This is a genomic window from Streptomyces sp. NBC_01549 (genome assembly GCF_026339955.1).
Taxonomy (GTDB): domain Bacteria; phylum Actinomycetota; class Actinomycetes; order Streptomycetales; family Streptomycetaceae; genus Streptomyces.
The window spans coordinates 811,680-833,796 of sequence record NZ_JAPEPW010000003.1; the positions used below are offsets into that span (position 1 = coordinate 811,680).

A 22,117-nucleotide genomic window follows, 5' to 3' on the forward strand; every position below is an offset into this window, starting at 1 on the left:
TCATCCACCGAACTTCGCCCCGCTGTTCTGCTTCGGTCTCCGCGCAGAGCGGTCGTAAGAACGTTGGAACGAAGCGTTTCAGGTACATGTGCGTTTCAGGCTGCTATGCACATCCGCTGACAGGTTGGGCAGCGGACCGCGATGATGAAGTGAGATACATGAGTGTCAACCAGGCACCGGGGCCGGACGAGGTACACCAGCCGGCAGTTGGCGCGGAAAGTTCCCTGACGAATCAGCACACCGTCGGCGAGCCGACTCTGTGGGGAGAGGCGCTGCCCTGGGTCGACGAGGTCGGGGGGACGGGCGCCTCTTCTTCCGCGCGGCACCCGTCGGCCGATCAGAGCACGACCTCAGCCGACCGGCCCACTGAGCCACACGGCCCGGTGTCCCCCGACACATCCTTCGCCGACGGCTCCACCATGCTCCAACTCCCCCTCCGGGCTCTGGAGCCAGAAAGCGACTCCGTGCTCCTCGGACCGGACGGCGGCGACGCCTCAGCCGAGAAGACGTCCCGCAAACGCGGCCGCGTACGAGCAGCCGCCCTGACGACCGCCGCGTGCGCGGGAATCGTCGTAGCCGCCACTTTGGTATCCAGCCGGGCGGACCATGGCGAGCCGGGCAAAGCGGTGGCGGCGCGAAGCGTCCAGCCCTACCAGGCGACTGGGACGCCGCCCGGTGCGGACGTTTCGCCCTCAGCCAACCCATCCCACACCGGCGCCCACCCCTCGCAGTCTCACAGCGCGAGCGCCTCCGCACAGCCCAGCGTGAAAAGTACCCCGGCCTCCACACCCGTGGTGACGCACGCCCCGCCCGCCACCGCGCAGACGCACCCTGCAAAGACGCCGACGTCCAGCTCAGCACCGGCCTCCACGGCAGACCCTTACGTCATCCAAGCCACTGCGGTCATCCAACCAGGCCAGTCCATCGAGTACGGCAAGGCCACTTTGACCATGACCTCCTCCGGCGACCTTGTCGTCACCGATGAGCGACAGGTGACACGCTGGGCGACGCATACCTCCGGCTCCGATCTCCAAACGGTGTTCCAGAACGACGGCCTCCTCGCGATCTATGACGCGCAGCACAAAGTCCATTGGTCGTCGTACACCAGCGGGAATCCGGGAGCGGTCCTAGCGATCACCTACGACGGCAACGTGCAGATCCGGCTCGGAAACACCGTGCTCTGGCAGACGGGCACCGGCCATTGAGCCAGCGCTCGGGGGCGGAGCGCACCGCGTTTGCGGCTCCACCGAAGCATGCCCACGGAACACGAGAAGCGACCGACGCATCGGTGACAGCACCGCCGCCAAGCGCCCGGAAATCGCCGAGGACGCCCCGCATGGTGGCCCCGGCGCGCCGGTGAAGCCTGGCTCGTTCATCCTGTCGGCGCGCTCGATCACCGGTCTTGGATGTACGCCGCCGGCCTGGCTCGGGACGCCGAGTTCACCGTGGTGGTGATCGACATTCCTGAGGAAGGTTCCCCGGACGTCTTGGACGCCGTCGCACGCGCTCTGCCGCCCGGGCAGACCGGGCTGCGGCTGCTGTTCGGCCGGACGCCTGTCGGTGGCAGCGCGCGGGCCGCGCAGTGGCTGGCCGTCCGGACAGGACGGGACGTGGTGACTGCGGACGGTCGTCCATGGCCTACCGCTGAGGGTGCCCTGTTCGTCAGTCCGGACAGAGGCTCGGGATGGACCCGCTACGCTCCGACCGGTGACACCGAATGGATGGGATGGCGTTTTCCTCACCCCGTCTGGGAAAGCGATCTCGGCGACTTGCCTGCCCACATATCGGAGTGGACGCACGCCGAACCCCTCGCAGCCGGCCTTTGGCTGCGTCCGAGCGTGGCATCGGACTCCCTCCGCACGCACCGCTCGTTTCTGATGACGCGTCTGCGAAGCAGACCGGAGGCACTCACCGTGGTCGTCGGCGCTCCCGGCTCGCTAGTGCCGCATCAGGCAACGTTCGCCCTGTCAACGACGGTGCGTAGGCGCTTGTCGTTGGCGTGGCGGTTTCGCCAGATGATGTAGCGGCGGATCATGCTGCCCTGTTGCTTGTGGTCGGCGTGGTCGGTGCCGTCGAGGGTGAAGTAGCGCAGGGCGGTGAACTGGGCCTCGATACGGTTGAGCCAGGAGCTGTTGGTCGGGGTGTAGGCGATCTCGACGTTGTTCGCCGTCGCCCAGGTGCCGACCCGCTGGCATCTCTTCGTGGTCAGGTGCGGGGAGAAGTTGTCGCAGACGATCGCGATGCGGACCTTGGGCGGGTAGAGGCTGCGGAGGTAGCGGCAGAACTCCAGGAACTGGGTGCGCTTCTTGACCGGCTTGATGTGTCCGTAGAGCTTGTCCTTGGCCAGGTCGAGTGCGGCGAACAGGTGCCGCACTCCGCCGTAGCGGTTGTAGGTCGCCCGCCGCCTGCGGCGGGGTTCGCGGTCGGGGTCCTTGTGCTTGCCTCCGCGTTCGGCCCATTGCCGGCCTGGGTGGGGCATCAGGTTGAGCGGCCCGAACTCGTCCATGCAGAAGATGACTTCGGGCTCGCCCTCCTCAGGTATGACCTCGCCGTCGGCGATCGCGTAGAGGTGTTCGACGCGGGCCTTCTTCATGGCGTAGTCCGGGTCGCGGGAGGTCTTCCAGGTCTTCAGGCGTTGAAAAGAGACGCCTTCCTCGCGGAGCAGGATGCGCAGGCCCTCGTGGCTGATGTCGTCGACCACCCCCTCGGCGACCAGGAAATCGGCCAGCTTGGTCAGACTCCAGGTGGAAAAGGGCAGGTCGTGCTCGGTGGGTTTGGACTTGGCGATCTTCTTGATCTCGCGGCGCTCGGGGACTGTGAACGTCTTCGGCCGGCCGCCCTTGTATTTCGGGTAGAGCGAGTCGAAGCCGTCGGTGTTGAAGTTGTGGATCACATCGCGGACCCGGTCGTCGCTGGTGAACGACACCTCGGCGATCTTCGCCACCGGCATGCCCTGTGCGGACAGCAGCACCATCTGGGCCCGCCGCCAGGTCACCACCGACCCGGTGCCCCTGCGGATGATCCGCAACAACCGCCGGCCCTCGTCGTCATCGATTTCACGCACGCGTACTCGTTCTGCCACCGACACACCCTGACAGCCACACGCTGCCCGGTACAGCACCCGGACGGCGCGTCACGACAGGGCGAACGTTGCCTGATGCGGCACTAGCCGTTCCCCTTGCGGACATCGCCCGGTTCTGGACAGGGCTGCCAGAACACCTGCGGCCCCATACCTGGTTCACCTGTTTCGGCCCGGTCGTTCTGCCGGCCGGAACCGCCTTTGGGGAGGCGTTGGCCGCCGCGGTGGGAGCGACAGTGCGGTCGTACACCGGGCTGCCCGTCAGTTCCACGGCACACATCCCCACCGAGGAACCCGTCGTCGTAGTGCGCCCCGACGGCACGTTGGGCCGGACACTGATGACCCGGGAGGTTGCCCATTTCCCGCCGTCGCAGGATGGCGGACCCACTTCCCCGGTAGTGACGAATCACCGGTGGCCGGTCGACACCCTGACCCTGATCCGTCCCGGCGTCTACCAGCACGGGCCCGACGCTGTGGTGGAGGTGCTGCGCTGTGGTCTGTGGGTACGCAACGCCGTCGAGCCCGTGGACGCCGAGCCGCATTCCCTGCCGATGGACGAGGCGAACGAGATGGTCCTGTACGACAGCGGGGACCCCCAGACCGCCTCAGCGTTGCGGGAACTTGCCCAGGACATCGCGCGCCAAGTGGCCGCCGACAACACGGTCCCTCTCCAGGTGACCGGTATCCACTCGGCGGCACGCCGAAACGAGCCTGAACCGTTCGGTGACATCCGACCCACCGTCCGAGACGCGGCTGACCGAACGGGTACCGCCATGGCACGGGTCGGCTCCGAGCGGCACGAGCCATCCCGGCCAAAAACCGCGCGAGCCGCTCCCCTCACCGTCTCCGAACACTTCAGGGCCGTATGGGGCGAACAATACGACTCCTGCGTCGCCTTCGCCGCGGAGCTGGTGCGCCGGCACCCGGCCCTGCGTGGCGATCAGTCATCCGGGGACCCGGTCGTGGAACTGGCAGTGCTGCGTCTGTACCTTCTGCGGGACGGGGACCTTCCCATCCTTCTTTCCGAGGCCGGCGCCGGCCGCACCGCGACTCAGGAACTCGGCCGACTGCTGGCGTCGGGGCTGCACAGACTTCCCGCCTACGCCGGGCCTGTGACCCTGCGTACCGAGCTCGACCAAAGCGACCTGGCCCGGTACAGGACAGGCGGCACGGTCACGGCGTCAAACTGGTTCGCCTGCACCATGACCGGATGGTCGGGACGGTCGGGCAACACGGATCTCGTCATCCTCTCGTCCGGCGGGCGCCGCACGGCGCTCCTGGAGGCCGGTGACCCAGATGTGGTGATGTTCACTCCCGGGGTTCGCTTCGCGCCGCTGGCCGTGGAAGCCGGGGCGCGCAACGCCGTCCTTCTCCGGGAACTCGGCCCGAGCGAGGTTGCCACGGCCGCCCCGGACGCCTGTCGCCGAGCTGTGCGGCAACTGAGTCGCGCCCTCACCGACTGGCGACGGGACGAGAGCTTCGAGGTCGTACGCACGGGCATGCTGAGCGCGTTCTTTCAGCCTCCTTTTCCGGGCACAACAGCGCGACCTACGGCGGACGGAGCAGGGGCGTCAAGGGAGCCGAACTCAGCGGCGCCGACGAATGGTTGAGCCCTCCCCGCGATCCCGATCTTCTCCGAGCGCAGGCGCGTGCCCATCGATGCGAGGACCGCTGCCACTGCCCCGCAGAGCACTCCGCAGTACTCGCAGATTCCAGGCGCGTAGTGGTGGGAGTGAAGGGAGCCGAACCCTCACACCCGCAAGGACACCGGGAACCACTGGGTGGTTCCGGTCATCATGGCCTTCATGACCCGGCGCCCAGAGCGCGGGGGTTCCGGGGCGGCGTCGGGCTCCGCTGCGAGAGACAGTCGGGTGCGCAGGACAGGGGCGGCGCATTAGCCGTAGGCGGGAGCCGGCTGTTTCGATGCGACGCCCGCGCTCGGCGGCTATGGCCTTCGGCCCCAACTTCGCCCGCCACGGACTGAGCAGCTCATCAAAACGTCCCATGTCGCATCAATGAACCCAATTACTTGAAGTAACCCGTAAATTCGTGACGCCCCTGCCTGACCGCGGGCCTGTTGGGGTATTTCCTGGGGGGGCGGAAGGGCAGGCTGTGTCCGGGATGGTGGGCTGGTGGCGGCCGGAGCGGTTGGGTTGGGGATGTGCTCCGGGGTGTGGGGGCGAACGCTGTGTCGTCGCTGGTCCGCTTCGCTGTGGCTCGTGGGGTGGCCGGGGCGTTGACGGAAAGGGTGGTTGGTGATGGGCGAGACGGTCAGGAATGACGCTGAGGGGGTGGCCCGGGTGGGGGCGGCTCTGGGTGAGCTGGGTGAGCGGTGGAAGGAGGTCGCGGACCGGCTCGGGGCGCGGACGCGGGAGCTGGGCGACGGGGATGTTTTCGGTGATGGTGAGGAGGGCCGGCAGTTGAGGGAGAGTTTCCTGCCGGCTCAGCAGGGGCTGGTGGAGGCAATACAGGGTCTGGGTCCGCTGGGGGCGGGTTCGGCGGACGCGGCGCACGGCACGGCGGGTGTGTTCCAGCAGGTGGATGAGACGACCGGGAAGATCGCCGCCGATCTCAGGGACAGCTGAGCGTGGACACCATCGAGGTGCCTGGTGCGCTGGCCGTGTTCCAGCGGGTGGATGAGACGACCGGGAAGATCGCCGCTGATCTCAGGGAGAGCTGAGCGTGGACACCATCGAGGTGCCGGGGGCGTTGGCCGGGCTGGCGAAGATCGTGGTGGGTAGTGAGTGGCCGAAGGTCAAGGAGGGGCTCCTGTGGGAGCTGGGGCAGCTGGACCAGGAGGCGGCCCGGCTGCTGGCTGAGATCCTTGAGGCGTTGCGGCGTGTGATTCCTGGTGCGGCTGCCAGTGCGACCGGTCCGGCCGGTGACGCGATGACGGATCTGCTGGACCGGCTGTCGGCCGTGATACCGGATCTGGTGGAGACGGCGAACGCGCTGGGGGATTCGGCGAAGTCGACCGCGGCGGAGATCCAGTACGGCAAGCTGATGATCATCGGGGTGATGATCTGGCTGGCGGCGGAGCTGGCGGCGTTGCTGCCGTGGTCGTGGGTGCCGGGTGTTGCGGCGTTGATCGAGGCGGTGGAGGCCGCGGCGGCGGTGGTGGCCAGGACGCTGCTGGGCCGGATTTTGCGTTCGGTGGCCGCGCGTGCGTCGTTCTCGCGTGCGTTGCAGGCGGCGGGTGCGGCTTCCGCGAGCCGGATCGCGCAGTTGCTGGAGCGGCTGGGTGTGGACAAGGGTGTGGCGCGCTCGGCGGGTGAGCTGGGCGGCAGGATGGTCAACGGCGCGCTGGCGGGCACGGCTTTCAACGTGGGTCTGGACGTGGGGATCCAGGCGGGTCAGATGGCGGCGGGGGTGCGGCAGTCGTGGAACACGCAGGCCACGGCGTTCGGCGCGTTGACGGGTGTGGCCGGTGGCGTGCTGGGCGCGGGTCTGATCCATGGGGTGCAGTCCGCGGTGGGCAGGCTGGGGGAGAAGTCCGGGGCGCGCAGGGCTGACGCGGAGGGCCTCAAGGGCCCGGAGCGGGTCATCCGTGTGGCCGAGGTCCGGGCGGAGATGACGAGCTGGGTGACGCCGCCGGCGGTTACGCGGCCGGCGTGGAAGACGGAGAACTTCACGGAGTGGAAGAGTGCCGCGGGGCTGAGGTCGCTGCCCGCCAGGGCCGCGGTGGGCGGGGCGGCGGGGCTGGGTGCCACGGTCATCGGTAACGCGGCCTCGGGTTACAACGGTGGTCTGGGACTGGGTTTCATCTCGGGAGCGGTCGGTGTCATGGCCGAACGCCCCCACATCCACGTTCCCCACATCGACATCCCCCATGGTGAGGGCGGTGGCGGGTTCTCGGAGCTGGACCTCAAGACCGGCGACACGAAGGAGAAACCGGAGGCGCCGGGAGCCGGGTTGACGGTCCCGGGAACGGGGGCGGGGTCGGCTGGAACGGGAACGACGGGGTCGGCTGGAACGGGGTCGGGGGTTTCGTCCGGCGCGTCACGGTTCGCGTCGTCCGGTGTACCCGTGAATGCCGATGTCCCCTCCGGCCTGGCCGGCCAGGCCGGCCGCCGCAGGCGCAGGCGGGGCCGGTGGCGGCGGGCGGGACGGGTCCGGTCGCCGCTCCCGGGACCGGGGCTGGGGCCGGGGCTGGGGCCGGGGATGTCACGGCGTCCGGGCAGGCTCGGGCCGAATCGGGACCGCCGCGAGCCGGGACGTCCGCGACCGGGCCGGTCACGGCGGGTGGCGCGGCCGTGCCCGGTGGACTGCCCGGTTTCCACACCGTGCTGCGCAGCGAACATCCCGGGACGGAGCCCGCCGCTGTCGCTCCTGGTACCGCGCCTGGTGCCGGTAGTACCCCTGCCGGTGTCTCTGCCGGTGCCGGTACCCCTGCCGGTGTCTCGGGCGCCGGTGCTGCTGGTGTTGTTCCGGCTGCGGTGCGGACCGCGGCGGGTGTGGGGTCCTCTGGTGCGGTCATTGGGACCGAGGGCGGGGGTGCGGGCGGGGCGGCGGTGTCCGGCGTGGTCCGTGCCGCGGGGGCCGGCGTCGCGGGGGCCGGCGTCGGGGGTGTTTCCGGCGCTGATCCGAAGAGTGCCGGCGGGGTGTCCACCGTGGCGGCCGGGGCGGGCGGGACCGTGGAGGGCCGGCCACAGCCGTCGGCTGCCGGTGCCCCTGTTTCCTCCGGTGCCTCTGGTGCCTCTGTTTCTTCTGGTGTCCTTGCTGCCGGGCGTGGCTCGGACGGGCCGTCGGTGACGGGTGGTGTTCCCGGGCGGGAGGGTGCTGCCGCGTCTGCACCGGCCGGCGGGTCGGACCGGGTCGGCGGGTCGGACCGGGCCGGCGGGGTGTCCTCGTCCGGTGGCACGGTTCGCAGCGGGCCGGGTGAGGGTGCCGATGTGGGCGGGCAGGCCGTCGTGGGGCCGGAGCGGGCGGCCGACGCGAGTCCTGGCCCGGCCCGGAGTCCGGAGGTGTCCGTCGGGCGGACCCCGGCCGGGGACGGCTCCGGTGGTGGTGCCGGGCGGGCCGGGGACGGGTCCGTAGACGGTGCCGGGCGGTCTGGGGAAGGGTCCGTAGACGGTGCCGGGCGGGCCGGGGACGGGTCCGTAGACGGTGCTGGGCGGGCCGGGGACGGGTCCGGTGGTGGTGCCGGGCGGGCCGGGGACGGCTCCGGTAGTGGTGCCGGGCGGTCTGGGGAAGGGTCCGTAGACGGTGCCGGGCGGGCCGGGGACGGGTCCGTAGACGGTGCCGGGCGGGCCGGGGACGGGTCCGGTGGTGGTGCTGTTCCGGAGGATCGCCGGTCATGGGGTGCGGCTGGGTCCCGTACCGTCCCTGCCGGGGTCCGCGGCCCGTCTGTGTATGAGCTGGTGGATCGTCTGGTCCGGGCACGGGAGGGGGGAACGCCTGATGGTGTGCCGTTGGTGCGGCTGACGGCGGACCAGCGGCAGGAGTGGATCGGCCGGCGGGTGCTGGATGCCGCCGCCGCGGCACGCGCCGCAGCCGGCGCTGCCGCACGCGCCGGTGAGCAGCTGCAGGCGGCGGTGAAGCGGCCGGGGACCGGGCGCGGGCTGAGGCCGTGGAGTTCCTGCGGAAGCTGCACCAGGATCTGGAACCCCTTTTCGCGGTGCCGCGGGGGGCGGAGGCGTTCTTCTCACCGGTCCACGAGGGGGCGCCGGACGCTGCGGGGAACGCCGGGCCGTGGCAGTCCGCGCAGGCGCGCATGGCGGGCGAGCGCGGGGCCGAGATGGTCGAGGCGGAGCGGGGCGCGGGGCGTCTGCGGCGTTTCGAGGAGCGCTTCGGGCAGTGGGCCAATGAGCGTTTCGCCACCGGGTGGGAGCCGTTGTCGGGGCCGGCGGCCGGTAGTGGTGGGCTGGAGCACCGGATCGGCGGGGGCCCGGCGCCGTCCCTGTCGGCGGCGGGCATGTCCCACGAGACCCTCGGCCGGGTTTACGAGACGGCGACGCGGCAGGTGGGGCGGGACCTGGACGACGGCAGCGGCCTGGACCGGCTCGACACCGAGGGGGGTCTGCACCGTTACCTCGATGAGCTGTGGGTGAGTGCCCACACCGTCACCGAGGCCGGCCGGGTCCTGCGTGAGGAGTTCGCGCGGTGGCGGGACTCCGCCGGCCCCGACGAGCGGGCCTGGCTGGACGGCGGCCCCGGGCCGGGTCCCACTCCCGGTCCCGCTTTCTTCGGTGCCGGTGTCGGTGTCGGTTCCACTCCCGGTTCCACTTCCACTTCCACTTCCGGTGCCGGTGCCGTCGGCGGTGCGGGCCGGGAGAGGCTGGAGGGCGGCGGCGGGGGTGCGTGGTCCGGTGGGGAGAAACCGCCCGCTGACCGGGTTTTCGAGGCGGCTGAGCGTGCGTTCGAGCGGATGGTGCGCCGTGAGGTGGAGCCGTTGCTCACCTCCGCGGCGATGAGTGCCGGGCCGCGGCTGCTGGCCGGGGAGATCACCCGGGCGGTGGACCGCCTGCTCGGAGGCGGCGGGCGTGCGGCGGGGGAGAGTCCCGCGGCCGTGCCGGGGGTGCGCCGGGCGGTGGAGCGGGCGGTGCGCGGGCTGGGTTCCCGGCTGCCGCGGGTGCGGGAGGTCTTCGAGCGGGCCGCTGCGGATGAGCGGGCCCGGCAGGCGGCGGCGGATCACTTCGAGGTGGTCGCGGACCGCCTCACGTACGGGCCGCGGGGCTGGGCTCGGCTGCCGGACCCGGCGTCATCGTCGGGCGGGCCGGGCTGGGAGCTGTCCGCCGGAGGCCGGGAGCGGCTGCGGCGGGAGTGGCTGGACGAGGCCGACACCGACCGGCAGAAGATCTTCGGTGACCCCGGTGGCCCCGGTGGCCCCGGTGGTCTCGGTGGTCTCGGTGGCCCTGGTGGCCTTGGTGGCCTTGGTGTTGTGGGCTCGGACGGCGGGCGGGGCCGAGCCGGCGCGGAGCGGCGCTGGCAGGAGGTGCGGGCGGCCCGGGAGCGGGAACTGCCGGGCCGGCTGGAGCTGCAGAGCCGTAAGGAGGACGCCGCTCACCAGGTGGTCGACGCGGTCAGGGAAGCGGCGGAGTCCGGAGACTGGCGGAGGGCGCTGAACGGTCTGGGCCGGGAGTTCCGTGACCTGTTCCCGCTGGGGGACCACGCGGCCGGTGTGGAGGTGCGGCGGGATGCCGCCCGGAGCCTGGGGGAGACACTGCACCAGGCTCTGGACCAGTGGGCGGCGGCTGGCCCGGCCGGGCGTGAGTCCGGCGCGGCGGACCGGATCATCGCCCGTCATCTGCGGCCCGAGGACGTCGGGCGGCGCGTCGCGCTGGCAGCGGTCCGCCGTTCGGAGACGGACAAGGCCCGGGCGGAGGCCGTCGCCGCGGCGGCCGGTGACCCGCGGGCGGTGGGTGACGCGGTGGACCGGTTCGTCGACACGCACGCCGACCGTGTCGCCGAGCTGTTCGACCGGCACTTCGCCGCCGGCCAGGCGTCCGGCCGTATCGACGCGGTGGCCGTGGCCGGCTGGCGGGCCGGCCGGAAGCGTCTGACCGAAGGCCTCGGACACCACCTGGCCTTCGAGTTCGACGCCACCCACGGCATCGGCCGGTGGGCGCAGGGCACGCGGGAGGCGGCGGACGGCCGCCACATCGACGACGAGAACTACGACCGGATCGCGGCCACCACCCGCAAGGACTGGTTCGAGACCTACAACCGGCTCTTCGCCGGCCACCTCGGACCAAACGGCCTGGACACCGGGAAATGGCTCCTCCACGAAGAGACCAACGCGAACCGTTTCCGCCGCGACCCCGACGCGGGCACGCCCGCACACCCCGACGCACCCGAGCCCCCCCACAACGCTGCCCCCCTGGCCGCCGTCCCGCACCGGGACACCGACCGAACCGCGGGCGAACCAGACCCTGCCCGCCGGCCGGATCCCGCAGCGGTCACGGTGGCCGACGATGTCATCGCCTCGGTCCAGCCGGGAAGCCGCGTGGGCCTCGCCGGCTCTCCGACGCAGAACGGGTCCCGTCCTTCTTCTGCCGCGAATATTCGTGTTCCGGCGGATGGCGGTTTCGACCCGCCCAGGATGCTGAGGAGTGGACCGGAGCACTCTTTTTCGGGGCGGGAGCGTGCGGACGGCTCGGAGCTGGTGCTGGGGCTGTCGGGGGTCGGGGCGGGCATGCCGGGTCTGGAGGTACCGGTTCGGGATGCGGGCGGTGGGGAGCCTGTGTCCGCGGCGCTGGTGGCCGGGCCGCCCGCCGCGCTGCCCCGGTTGAGTCTGGTCAGGTTCGACGAGGGAGAGACGGGTCTCTCGGAGGACCGTCAGAACGACATCCAAGGGCTGGCTTGGGATGTGGCGGAGGCGGGTCTGCGTAACCGGCGCGCGGGTGCGCCGTTGCCGGACATCGAGATCACCGGGTACGGGGCCGACAGCGGGCGGGAGCGGGTGCGGTCCGTCGAGAAGAGGGGTTTCCGCAGGGCACGAGCCGTACACGAGCTGTTCGTCGACGGGCTGGACCTCGCGCTGGGCAGTCTGCAGCCGAACGTGCCGGCGGGGCCGCAGCGGCTGACTTCAAAAGACTTCTCGATCGCTCAAAAGAACGGTCGGGCGTGGGTGCCCGCCCGGGGGGCGAGCGCGGGTTCGTCCAAGGTGGGGAGCCCCGCGGACCCGAGTCCGCAGGCGACGATCGCGGTCACGTCGCCGGGGCATGCGGCGGCGGTGGAGATCCTCGATGTGCTGCGCGGCGGGGATGGGGAGTTGGGCGGTGGCAGGTTCGACGTGGACGCGGTCGCCCGGCGGGTCCTGCACTTGAGCCCGCATGTGCGCGTCGACGAGGAGACCCGCGGGGAACTTTACGAGTTGGTGGAGCGGGCGGCCGCGGTGGGGCGGGCGAGCGGTCTGGTCACGCTTGGCGTGTTCCACCTGGAGGAGGAGGGAATCCTCGCGCAGGAGGACCGTTCCCAGCACTTCACGGTGAGTGGATCTCGGATGCCGGGTCTGAACTGGACCGGGCCCGCCGTCACCGAGCTGAGGTCCACCTCCGTCGCTGACCTCACCCACGACCAGAGGGGCGGTTTCAGTTCGGCGGGTGACCCCGAGCTGGCGCCGTGGCCGCTGGGTGTGACTCCGTATGTGGTGTTGGCCGAGGGGCGGCATGACACGGTGACGGCGCGCATGCCCGACGGGACGATGGTGAGACTGGGCGTCGACGAGTTCGTCGAGCTGGTCGCGCGCGATCCGGCGCTGCGGGGCCGGCCGGCCCAGGCAAGGATCGTGCTGGCTGTCCCGTTCGCCGGGGACCGGTACCTGGAGCTGCCCAGGAAGCTCGCCGACGCCACCGGCCGCATCGTGTGGGCGCACAGTGGTCGGGTGCAGCGTCATCCCGATCCTGGCGCTGACACCACCATCGCCGTGGTCCGACAGGACGGGCAGCCCCACGGCTCCTGGATCGAGGTTGCGCCCGGCCTGGCACCGGACGCCGACGACAGCGCACCGGGCTGGCACCGCGAGGTGCTGAGCCAGCCCATCATCAGCACGCTGACCGGACGCCAGATCGGCCGCAGCTTGTTCCACCCCGGCGAACTCGCCGGGCAACGCGAGGACACGTACAGCCGTCTCGACCGGATGACCCATTTCGCCCACTACAACCCGGTCACCCGCACGTACTCCGCCATCTTGCCTTTGCCGGACCTGGGACCGACGGACAAGGCCTATCACCTGGTAGGTCACGGAATGCCAGGCAAACTGTTGCTGCCGCTGGAGGACGGCGGGACCAAGCTGGCCGACCGGCGGGAGGCGGGGCAGTGGCTGCGGAGGCGCAAGAGTCTGTCGAGCCGGCCCAGCGACCACTTTATCGACTTGTCAGTCTGCTTCGGGGGGGCAGACGAGGACGAGGACGCGCAGGAGTCGACCGACCAGTCCACTTTCACGCGGTTCGCCGCGGATTCGCTCGCGGACGACGCGTTGTCCTTTGCTAGGGCCCTCGCAAACATCACCCGCCGTAGGGTGCGAGCTTCTTACGGTATGCAGGGGACGACGCGCTCCCGGGACCACCGGGTGCTGTTTACCGACGAGCGGGGTCGTCGTTGGTGGTGGGAGACCAGCCGTCCGGAGCCCGATGAGGCGGAGCTGGACCGGCTCGCGGAGCGGGCCTGGTTCGAGGGCGAGCCGTCGCCGGCGCGGCGCCGCGCCCGGACACTGCGCCTGGTACGTGCCCTGCGGCTGCATTTCGGGCACGACATCGAGGACGCGGCTGACTACGCGACCCTGATGAGTGGAGCCGCGGCGGTCGACAACATGTGGCACGGTGACGCGGATCTCAGCCCCACCGGCCCGTTCTCACTGGACTTGCTGCAACGGGTGATCGCCGCGCACCCGCAGGCTCCTGCCGGGTCAGACGCCCAGGTCAGCCGGTGGGTGCTGGCCGCCGCGACAGACGCGTGGCAGTCAGGATCCGCCCGGTCGGTGAGCCAATTCGTGGACCTGCCGGTGCTGCGCTCGGCAGCCCGGTGGCTCCAGGACACAGCGGCGGTACAAGTGGCCGCCACCGTGTTGAGGCCCTCCGCTTCCGGCGGGTTGGACACCACCGGGCGGGCACGGATGTTCTGGGCGCGGGTCAAGGCCCTGGAGACATTGCCCACCCACGGCCCGGACGCGAACGCGTACATCACGAAGGTGCTGCACCAGGAACCCGCCGACCATGTGAACGACGAGCTGCGGGACGACGCGCTGACACTCCTGACCCGGGGGTTCGCGCTGGGCCGGGACATGGATGAAGCGGACGTGGCCGCCGCGTACGACCTTGAGGACCTCGGCGCATTCGACCTGTCCGATCGGCGCACGACCATGGGGTCCGCCACGGGCCACGGCCGGGCCTGGGACGGCGCCGCTGATGTCCAGCCCGATCTGGGCACATTCCGCACGCCGGGCGGGACCGTTGACGCGCCCTGGGCCGGAAAGGACGCTGCGGGCAGGGACCAGCTCGTCCCCTATCTCGTGCGGGCGTCCGTGAACCCCCAGTTCGACGACCACGTCGACGTGGTCTTCGGCGGTAAGGCGTACCGGGTGCCGGCCACCGAGTTCGCCGAACTCCTGGCAGCCGACCCCGCGCTGGGCCGTCTGACGCTGGAGACGCCCGTGCTCCTGGCACTCGACGGCCCCGGCAAGCCCACGCCCGCCCTCGCGACCTCTGTCGCCCAGCGGCTCGGCCGGAGCGTGTGGTGGGGCCCGTTCCCCGTGGACCTGTCCGGGACGAACGCGGCGGGCGCCCCGGTGCTCACCCTGACCGACCCACGGGCCACCAGGACGACCACCCACTGGCATCTGACCAGACCCACCGATCCGGCCGGGACGAACGACGCGGACACCCCGGTGCCCGCCTCGGGCGCCCCACAGGCCGGCACGACGACCACCCCACACCCTGACTTCCGGGGGCCGATCGCGCGCCAGGGCTCTCCCGCCCCCCTGGCATTCGCCGCTCCCGGGCCTTCCCACCCGCTTTCGTTCCAGCCGCGCAGGCAGGAGGTAGCCGACCGGGGCCCCCAAGTCCTCTGGCGGGGCGGGCTTCCGCAGGGGGACATCCCTCCCTCCGTGGCTGCGGGAGACCACCCGTGGACCTTGGACTACCCACCGGTCGAGGGCGGCCGGGTCTTCGGGGCCGCGTTCTTCCCTCAAGGCGACTGGCAACGGCTCGCCGATCCACACCTGGCCCTGCGCAACGTGACTCATGTCGAGCAGTGGCCCGCCGACCCGCTGCGCCCCGGACGCCTCAGGGCACCCGCTGAGATCAAGCCGCTGCCCGTCACCGTGGACGACGGCGCCTTCGTCATCACCTACCAGGGCTCACTGACTTCGCGCGTGCACGCTCTGCGTGTCCCCGAAGCGGCGCTCGCCATACTGCTCATACCCGTAGTCAAAGCCTCCGAATACGAGCAGTACGACGCGACAGACACACACGACGCGGCCACCGAGATCGCGAACCTTTTCGACATACCCGTCCATTACTCCGATGGCGGCACCAACGTCACCCGTGAGGGAAGCTACGGCACCGCGAAAATCCAGCAATGGCCAACTCGGGAAGGCGACCCGCCCCCATGGCGCACCGTCATGCCCACCGGACAGCCACGGGAAGGGGTGTCGCGGCCCGCGGTATTCGCCGTGCAGCCCGCCGGACACGTCCATGACCGGCCCCACACCTCAGTGAACAGCGGGGATGTCACCGCGGGGCGGGGGCGTCCCGTTCTGGAAGCGGGCCCGGTGGCCGGGCCGAGCCGGTCCGGTCCGGAGGCATCGCACGGCGGGCTCAGCTCCGACGAGAACGGGACCTTGCGGACAGCCACGCCCCAGCGTGGGGACGGCCACCCCGCACCGCTGTGGCATGAGGGGGTGCCCACCGACGATCCGCGGGTGGCGGAGGCGGTGGAACGGATCGGGCGGCTGAGCGGCGAGCACCGGGACGCGCTGCTGGCAGAGGCCGGCGGTCTGATGGGGGCGCCATTGGTGGCCGGGCGTGAGCCCGCACAGGAGGAACTGCGCCGCGCGTACCGTGCCGCGCTGGTCGAGGTCGCTGACGCCCTCCTCCCCGAGAGTGGGGTCGCTGACGTCCTCCGCACCGAGGGTACGGACAGGGCGCTTGAGATCGCGAAGGAGCGGGGATTCCCGAAGCTCTCGGAGTCCCGGGGTGGCGGCAAGCGGCGCAAGGCGGCCTCCGGTGCGGGTGAGGGTGCGGGGGGGGCCTCGACGGCACAGCAGGGCGTCGGGCGGATCGCCGCGCCGACCGAGGTCTTCGCGCAACCCGGCCCCCAGGTGAAGGCGGAACTGGCGCGCGTGGCCGGGGAGTTCACGCCGGGCGCCGGTAACGTCGCCCGGATGGGGCTGGCCCAGCGGCTCCAGGACGCCGTCCTGCTGTCCGGCTGGTACGAGGGATGGCCCGTCAGGCAGGTCGCGTCGTTGCTGCACGCCGATCGTCAATGGATGAACAAGCAGGAGGACCGGGAGTCCCTTGCCTGGATGCTGCGCCCTGAGCATGTACATGTACTCAAGGCGCTGGCACACACCAAAGTCGTCGGAGCCTTGCGGGGGCGGCCCCAGCTCGTCACGGCCCTTGCCGCCTCCGACTCCTTCCTCGAACAGATGGAGAACATCAGCGAGCGAGGGGCGCGGGAAATCATCGACCATCCGGAGTATCTGGATCCGTTGGTGAAAATGGACGCCACGGCACGAGACGACCTGTTCAAGGATTGGACTTGGGCCGCATTGGTTCTGCGCTACCCCGAGTTGACGTACGCCTTTGGCGGGCGTGCGGACTTGCTCAAGCATGTGCTGCACAGCACACTTCTGGCCGAGTCCGCTTCGAAATCTTCCGCTTTTCTGCAGGCGCTGGTCGACAGGAGCGACCCCCTGCTGATGGAGGAGCTCAGTTACGAGATCCCGCTGACACTCGCGATTCTGGAGACCGTGGAGGTCGAGGGGTTGACGGCCGGCCTCTACCGGGACGTGCTGGAAAACAAGCCGCTGCGGGAGTCGCTTCGGCGTCATGGAAACCTGGCGCTCGCGTTGTTCCGCGTACCGGCGTTGCTGAAGGCGGCCCTGGCCGACACCTGGGTGGTGGACGGCCTGGCCCGCAGTCCGATGCTGGGGCAAGTCATCTGGGAGAATCCTGGGTTCGCCGAACGTATCGCGCGTTCACGTGAGTTGTTCGAGGCGGCGACAGAAAACCCTGGTGTGGCCGAGTTCCTGTCCCGTGATCCCCGGCACTTCGATCGGTTGAAGAATGACGCCGAGTTGCTGCTGGCGTTGCGGCAGGCCTCGCCCGGCGACCGGTCCGCCGCGGTCTCCCGGGGTGTGCCCGTCGCGGACCCGGCGCTGGAAATCATCCTGGCCCAACCGGAGTGGGCCGCTGCCGCGGATGCCGACCCCGAGATGAAACGGGTCCTGCGCCTGACTCCCAATCTGCTGTCCGCGCCGCACGAGTACCGGCAACTACTCCGGGAAACCCACCTGCACCCTGACATCCGGGAGGGATCGATACTGCTTGCACCGGGGCTCCTGCGGGCCGCGGTCACGCATCCTTGGCTTGCGCCCTGTCTCTCGCTGGAGGCAGGAAGCTCTGAGGCCCACCTTACGGGCGAGCTATCCAGGTTCCTCCGTAGGCTACCGATGTTGGGTGATCTTATTTATAGGAGCCCGTCGGCGGTGTTCGCCGCGTGGGCGAGCCCCGCACTCCGCGCCAAGCTGAGCCGACTGAACTTGATGGTGGAGCAGATCGGCGACGACGACCGTCTGCCCGCTGGATTTCTGGCATTTAACTCAGTGTCCGAAAATGTCAAATCCATGAACGCCGACGTCTATGGCCTGCTGATGGCTGACGAGGCCGCTTTGTTGCGGTTGCTCAGGCGCAACGATTCGGCTGCCTCGGCGTTTTCGGAGAAGGTGTTCGGGAGCCTCGGCAGTGATGAAAGTAAGAGCATGCTGCGGGCGCTGGCCGACCTGCCGGAGATTCTGATGACTTCGGCGCATTGGGAGATGCTCTTCGGGAACCGGGAGCTCTTGTCCGCATTGGGGAGTCCCGAGCATGCGGCGGCACGCGACCTGCTGTTGTCGAAACCCGCGGTGTTCGCGGAGGCGATTGCCCGCCCCGGCTTCACCGATGCCCTGGAGCGAGATTCATTCAGGGAAGAATTGGCGAAACTGGTAGAGAGGAAGAGGCGGGGGAAAGGTTACGTCACCGCGCTGGAAGCCGCGGTGAAGGCGACGGGCGCCGCGGTGCTGTCACCGGAGGGTGTGCCCTTCAATGAGACGGACCGCGCGTTGGCCGGGGTGTTTGACACCGCGTCACTGGCGGATGCGGAGGCGTTGGTTCGGGAGCGCGTCAGTGGACCGGAAACCGACCGCCTGCTCAACGCGGTGCGGGATGTGTGGCAGGACGAGATGCTGTTGCGTGTCGCGCGGAAGAGCAGTGGGGTCGCTGCCCTGTTGCTGCGGAGCAGCGAACTGGGTCCGACGCTGCGGGCGAGACCACTGCTGGAGAAGAGTCTCACCGAGACCTCCAGCAGCCTCCTCTCGCTTCTCGGTCAAAGCGAGACGATGCTGAGGGCGCTGCGTTCCAACGACGGCTTCTACACGCTACTCATGAGCGGCTCTCTCACCCCTTACCTTGCGGATCCCTCGGAGATGCAGGTCTATCTCGACAATCCGTACTGGGGATTGGTATTCATGCGCGCCGAGTTGCCCTCTTCGGTGTGTGGCAGCGTGATTCAAAGCACCACGCTGTTTGGCCTCGTCCAGGGGAGCAAGGTTCTTTCCAAGGCGGCGTTGGACGAGAGTCCGGTGATCGAAATTCTCCACAGCCATCGTGATCTGGCTGTCACGTTGGCCGCCCTGCCGCCCGGGGCTGCTTCGGACGTGCTGCTGGCTGCGGTGGCGGGCAGCCCGACACTGGCGCAGGCGCTGGCCAGGGATCCTGGGCGGTTGACAGCGGCCCTGAAGCGTGTCCCGGGCCTGGCGGACCACCTGGCCACGCACGGCGATTTCTCCGAGGATCCCGAGCACTACGTGAATATCCTCACCAACGATGTGCTACTGGACAAACTCGTTGCTTATCCGGGGCAGGTGGCGACTTTGTTCTCGGGGAAGACGTCGGAGCCGGCGGTGACGGCGGCGCGGGTCCCGGACCTGGTCGCGGCTCTACACAAGGATCCGGCGCTGGCGGGAGTTCTGCGTCGTGACCCGCAGGTGCGCGAGCTGGTGCGCCAGCAGCCGGAGATCGCCCTTGACCTGGCGAACGCCGATCCCGGGGGGCTGGCCGGCCCGCACGGCCTGCGCGTGGCTCTGGGATCGGTTCAAGGGCTGGCCGAGGCGATGATCCAGGACCCGCAGCTCGGTAAGGATCTGCGCCACAGCCCGCACGCGCTGCCCGCGCTCATGCGCAACCGTGCTCTGCTCACCCCCACACAGCCGGGTGATGTCATGTTGTGGCACGCGGTGGTTCACAACCCGGTACTCGCCCAGGCGTTGACCCCCCGAACGCTGCACGGGCTGCGCCGACATCCCGAGCTGGTCAAGGTCCTGGCAGCCTACGGTGACGATTTGAGCCCGGCGGGCATGGACGCGGCGAGCCTGGCCGGGCTGCTGGCCGACTCCGGACTCTGCCATGTCCTCAACAGCTCCCAAGAACTCGCGGGACGCTTCCTCACCACGCCGGACTGGTACCGGCGGGCACTGCGGGACCCAGGCTTCGTCCCAGCGCTCCAGGCCCTGGCAGCCAAAGACAGAGAGACGCTGCTGGCAGCGGTGGACGACCCGTCCGGTCAACGACTGCTGCGCGCGACGGACGCGCAAGCCGCCGGGCCGGCCACCCCGCAGCCCCCACGCCCGGCCGCCACCGCCGCCCGCGGTCCCGCAGGCGCCCGGACCCGGCGCCCCGCGCAACCGGGGAAAACCGCCACCGCCACCGCGACCGTCGCCGCGACGAGGAACACAGCCACGGAAGCAACCCCTCGGACGGTGAGTGAGCCGGCCCTGGCAGGGACGGCGCGGCGTTCGCCGCTGGCCGAGGCTTTGGAGCGTGCCCCTGAGGTCATGGAGCTCATCGAGGGCGGCCAGGGCGCCGCGGTGATGCAAGGACTCGCCCGCCACCCGCAGCTGCTGCCGCTGGTGGTCTCGGCCCCGGCACTGGTCGAGGAACTCACCCAGGACCCCGGCCGGCTCACGTCCTACCGCTTCGACTCCTCAGAGGCCGGCCTGGACAAGTTCGACAAGGACTTCCAGGACTACCTCGACAGTCTCGGCGTGATCCTGGAGGGCGCCGCACGCAAGCTGGTACGGGACTCCACCTACCCCGCCTGGTCACAGGCGGTGGCCGAACGAGACGCACAGGCTCAGCACACACAGCGCGAACGCGTGCGGCGACTGACCGCGTTCCGTGTCAACGACCCCAGGACATGGGAACACAGCGGACGGATCGTCCACGCCGATCGGCTACGCCGCGACGTCTTCACCCAGGCACAGTCCGACACCCTGGCCGACCTCGCCGCCGGCCGGACAGCCCCCCGCGAGGGGCGCGCCGCAGTCCAGGCGCACATCGCCCTTCACGCACACCTGGACAGCGGCAGCAACGGCGTCTCCTTCACCTACGTCCTGGCCGACGACGGACTCGTCGACCTCCTCGCCTACGCCATCAGCACCCACCGAAACGGGAACAGCTACCGGTGGGAGGGAGCCGGCGGCCACCCCGTCAAGGGCCCCCTGGACATCGGGGTCGTGAGCAACGACCCCGCCATGACGGCCTCCAAGCGGCTCGCCACCACACCCCCACCACCCGAACCCGCCCCCACGCGGACACCCGGCCACGCGCGCACGACCCCCCAGGACACCACCGCACAAGACCTCGTCACCGCCCTCACCCGATACCGCGACGGCATCACCGCACTCCAGCACGCCCAGAACATCAACGACACCAACGCCCGAAACCGCGCGACACAAACAGCGGAGAGGTCAATCACCCTTGCCGTGCAAGCACTCCACGAGCTTGGCCTGACCCCCCGCACGCCACAGGACCGAACCCGGTCCGCACAGACCAACGCCATCCTCTTGATGTCTGACAGAGGCGCACCGGCCTCCACCGCGTTCCGCGGCCCGGCCCGTATTCCGGTCTGGGAACTACTCGACAGCCAGGGCCGCCACGCCGGATTCTCCTTCGCCGAGGACCGGTTGCACACTCCGCCATCCGCTCCGCACAGTGTCAAGGGCATCCTCTACCTCGCACAGGTGCCGGGGCCGGACGGCCGTACCCAGTGGAGAAAGACGGAGGGGGACTCCCTGGAGTTGCCTGATAGTTTTCACGCGGCGAGATTCGAGATCGTCCGCATCCACGGGCAACGCACATTCGCCCGCTTGAGCGACGGCACGCGCGTTTTCGCCGATGAGCTGTTCGCTCGACTGAGCGAAGAACCGGCCTTCCGCGCCCTCCCGGAGGGTTGTTCCATCCTCCTCGAAACCTGCCGGGCCGCCGTGGACGACGACCCGGCCCATCCCAGCGGGGAGGAGAACCTCGCACTTGGGCTGGCCAACGCTTTCAAGGGTGACGTCTGGGCTTCGACCACCCTCATGGGGAGCGATGAGGACCCCGAGTTCCCCTTCCACATGGCCAAAACGGACAGCAACGGGCTGGTGGGCGATTTCACCCGCACTCGCCCCGACCCCACGCCCGATGAACTCGACTACATCGCACGTTCCGTCGGCATCCACCAGGACCCCGGACCCGTCCCCTCCGAGCGGCGCTCCCACGCCCTGGGTCTGGTCCGCCTCGGGCGCCGGATAATCCCCGAAGACGACGCGGACACCTTTGTCGGCACTCTCAGAGCAATCGAGGTCACCCCTGTACTCCGCCCCCTGACCGGCGAGTTGATCTTGGACCTGGGGGGCGTCGACGAGATGATCGGTACCGCCTACGGCCTGGCCCCCACCGCCGTCATCACCCCGGAGTTCCGACGCGAGATGATCCGGGTGATGGCCGAGAACTACATCAGGGCCGACTACCCGGAGCCCCCGCTCGCGCGGCCCTCGAACGGAACCCGGGCCGTTTCCCGCATCGTCGACGCCCAGTTCAACGGGGAACCGGCACCACGTACGACGCCCGGAAGGGCCGCGCCAGGGACGAGTAGCCGCGAGGATGCCGCCTGGATCGCCCTCAACGTCAGCCGCCTGTCCAAGCTCGTCCCTGCCGGCGGCGCGGATGTCGTACGCGAGGTACTGAAACTGGACGCTGACAACGAGGTGACCGCGGCAGAGCGTGAGACGGTTTGGAACGCGATGCTCGACGCCCGCCGCGCCGGTAGGGCTGACACCGCCCTGAGCAGTATCCAGACACTGCGAGATGAGTACCTGCTCACCCGGCGCGCGGCGGCGCTTCCCCCGGGTCAGGGAGGGCGCGCAAGCCTCCCTGCCGTTCAGCCGCTGCCCGCCCTCACCGTGGAGTCCGGCCTCGGATCCACCGGCCGGCCCCCGCGCACCTTCCCGGTACCTCCGCGTCCGGAGACACGGCCGTTGCGCGAACCCGAGGGTCCACTGCCTTGATTCTGGGG

At 70.1% G+C, this 22,117-nt stretch carries 6 protein-coding genes; 5 read left to right on the forward strand and 1 reads right to left on the reverse strand.

Going from position 1 to position 22,117, the window contains the following annotated elements; translation table 11 throughout:
- Positions 1-791: 791 nt before the first annotated feature.
- Entirely contained in the window at positions 792-1,205 is a 414-nt protein-coding gene (locus tag OG819_RS50140) for a hypothetical protein (protein ID WP_266656380.1), read from the forward strand.
- 743 nt (positions 1,206-1,948) lie between these two features.
- On the opposite strand, the gene OG819_RS50145 is transcribed toward OG819_RS50140, so the two are convergent.
- Entirely contained in the window at positions 1,949-3,082 is a 1,134-nt protein-coding gene (locus OG819_RS50145) for an IS630 family transposase (RefSeq protein WP_323139456.1), read from the reverse strand.
- A 395-nt stretch (positions 3,083-3,477) separates the two neighbouring features.
- Here OG819_RS50145 and OG819_RS50150 point away from each other — a divergent pair, with 395 nt between their 5' ends.
- The 4 genes from OG819_RS50150 to OG819_RS50165 all read left to right on the forward strand — a co-directional run bounded on the left by OG819_RS50150 (position 3,478) and on the right by OG819_RS50165 (position 22,109).
- Complete coding sequence (locus OG819_RS50150) at positions 3,478-4,689, forward strand: hypothetical protein (RefSeq protein WP_266656384.1); 1,212 nt, start codon at positions 3,478-3,480, stop codon at positions 4,687-4,689.
- A 648-nt stretch (positions 4,690-5,337) separates the two neighbouring features.
- Entirely contained in the window at positions 5,338-5,664 is a 327-nt protein-coding gene (locus OG819_RS50155; protein ID WP_266656386.1) for a hypothetical protein, read from the forward strand.
- A gap of 97 nt (positions 5,665-5,761) precedes the next feature.
- Entirely contained in the window at positions 5,762-7,831 is a 2,070-nt protein-coding gene (locus tag OG819_RS50160; protein ID WP_266656388.1) for a hypothetical protein, read from the forward strand.
- Positions 7,832-8,648: 817 nt separating this feature from the next.
- Positions 8,649-22,109, forward strand: a complete 13,461-nt coding sequence (locus OG819_RS50165) for a lonely Cys domain-containing protein (protein WP_266656390.1) — start codon at positions 8,649-8,651, stop codon at positions 22,107-22,109.
- Positions 22,110-22,117: the final 8 nt, after the last annotated feature.

Excerpts from the sequence above, each read along its gene's own strand:
- OG819_RS50155 (WP_266656386.1), top strand. The coding sequence starts at position 5,338 with ATGGGCGAGACGGTCAGGAATGACGCTGAGGGGGTGGCCCGGGTGGGG.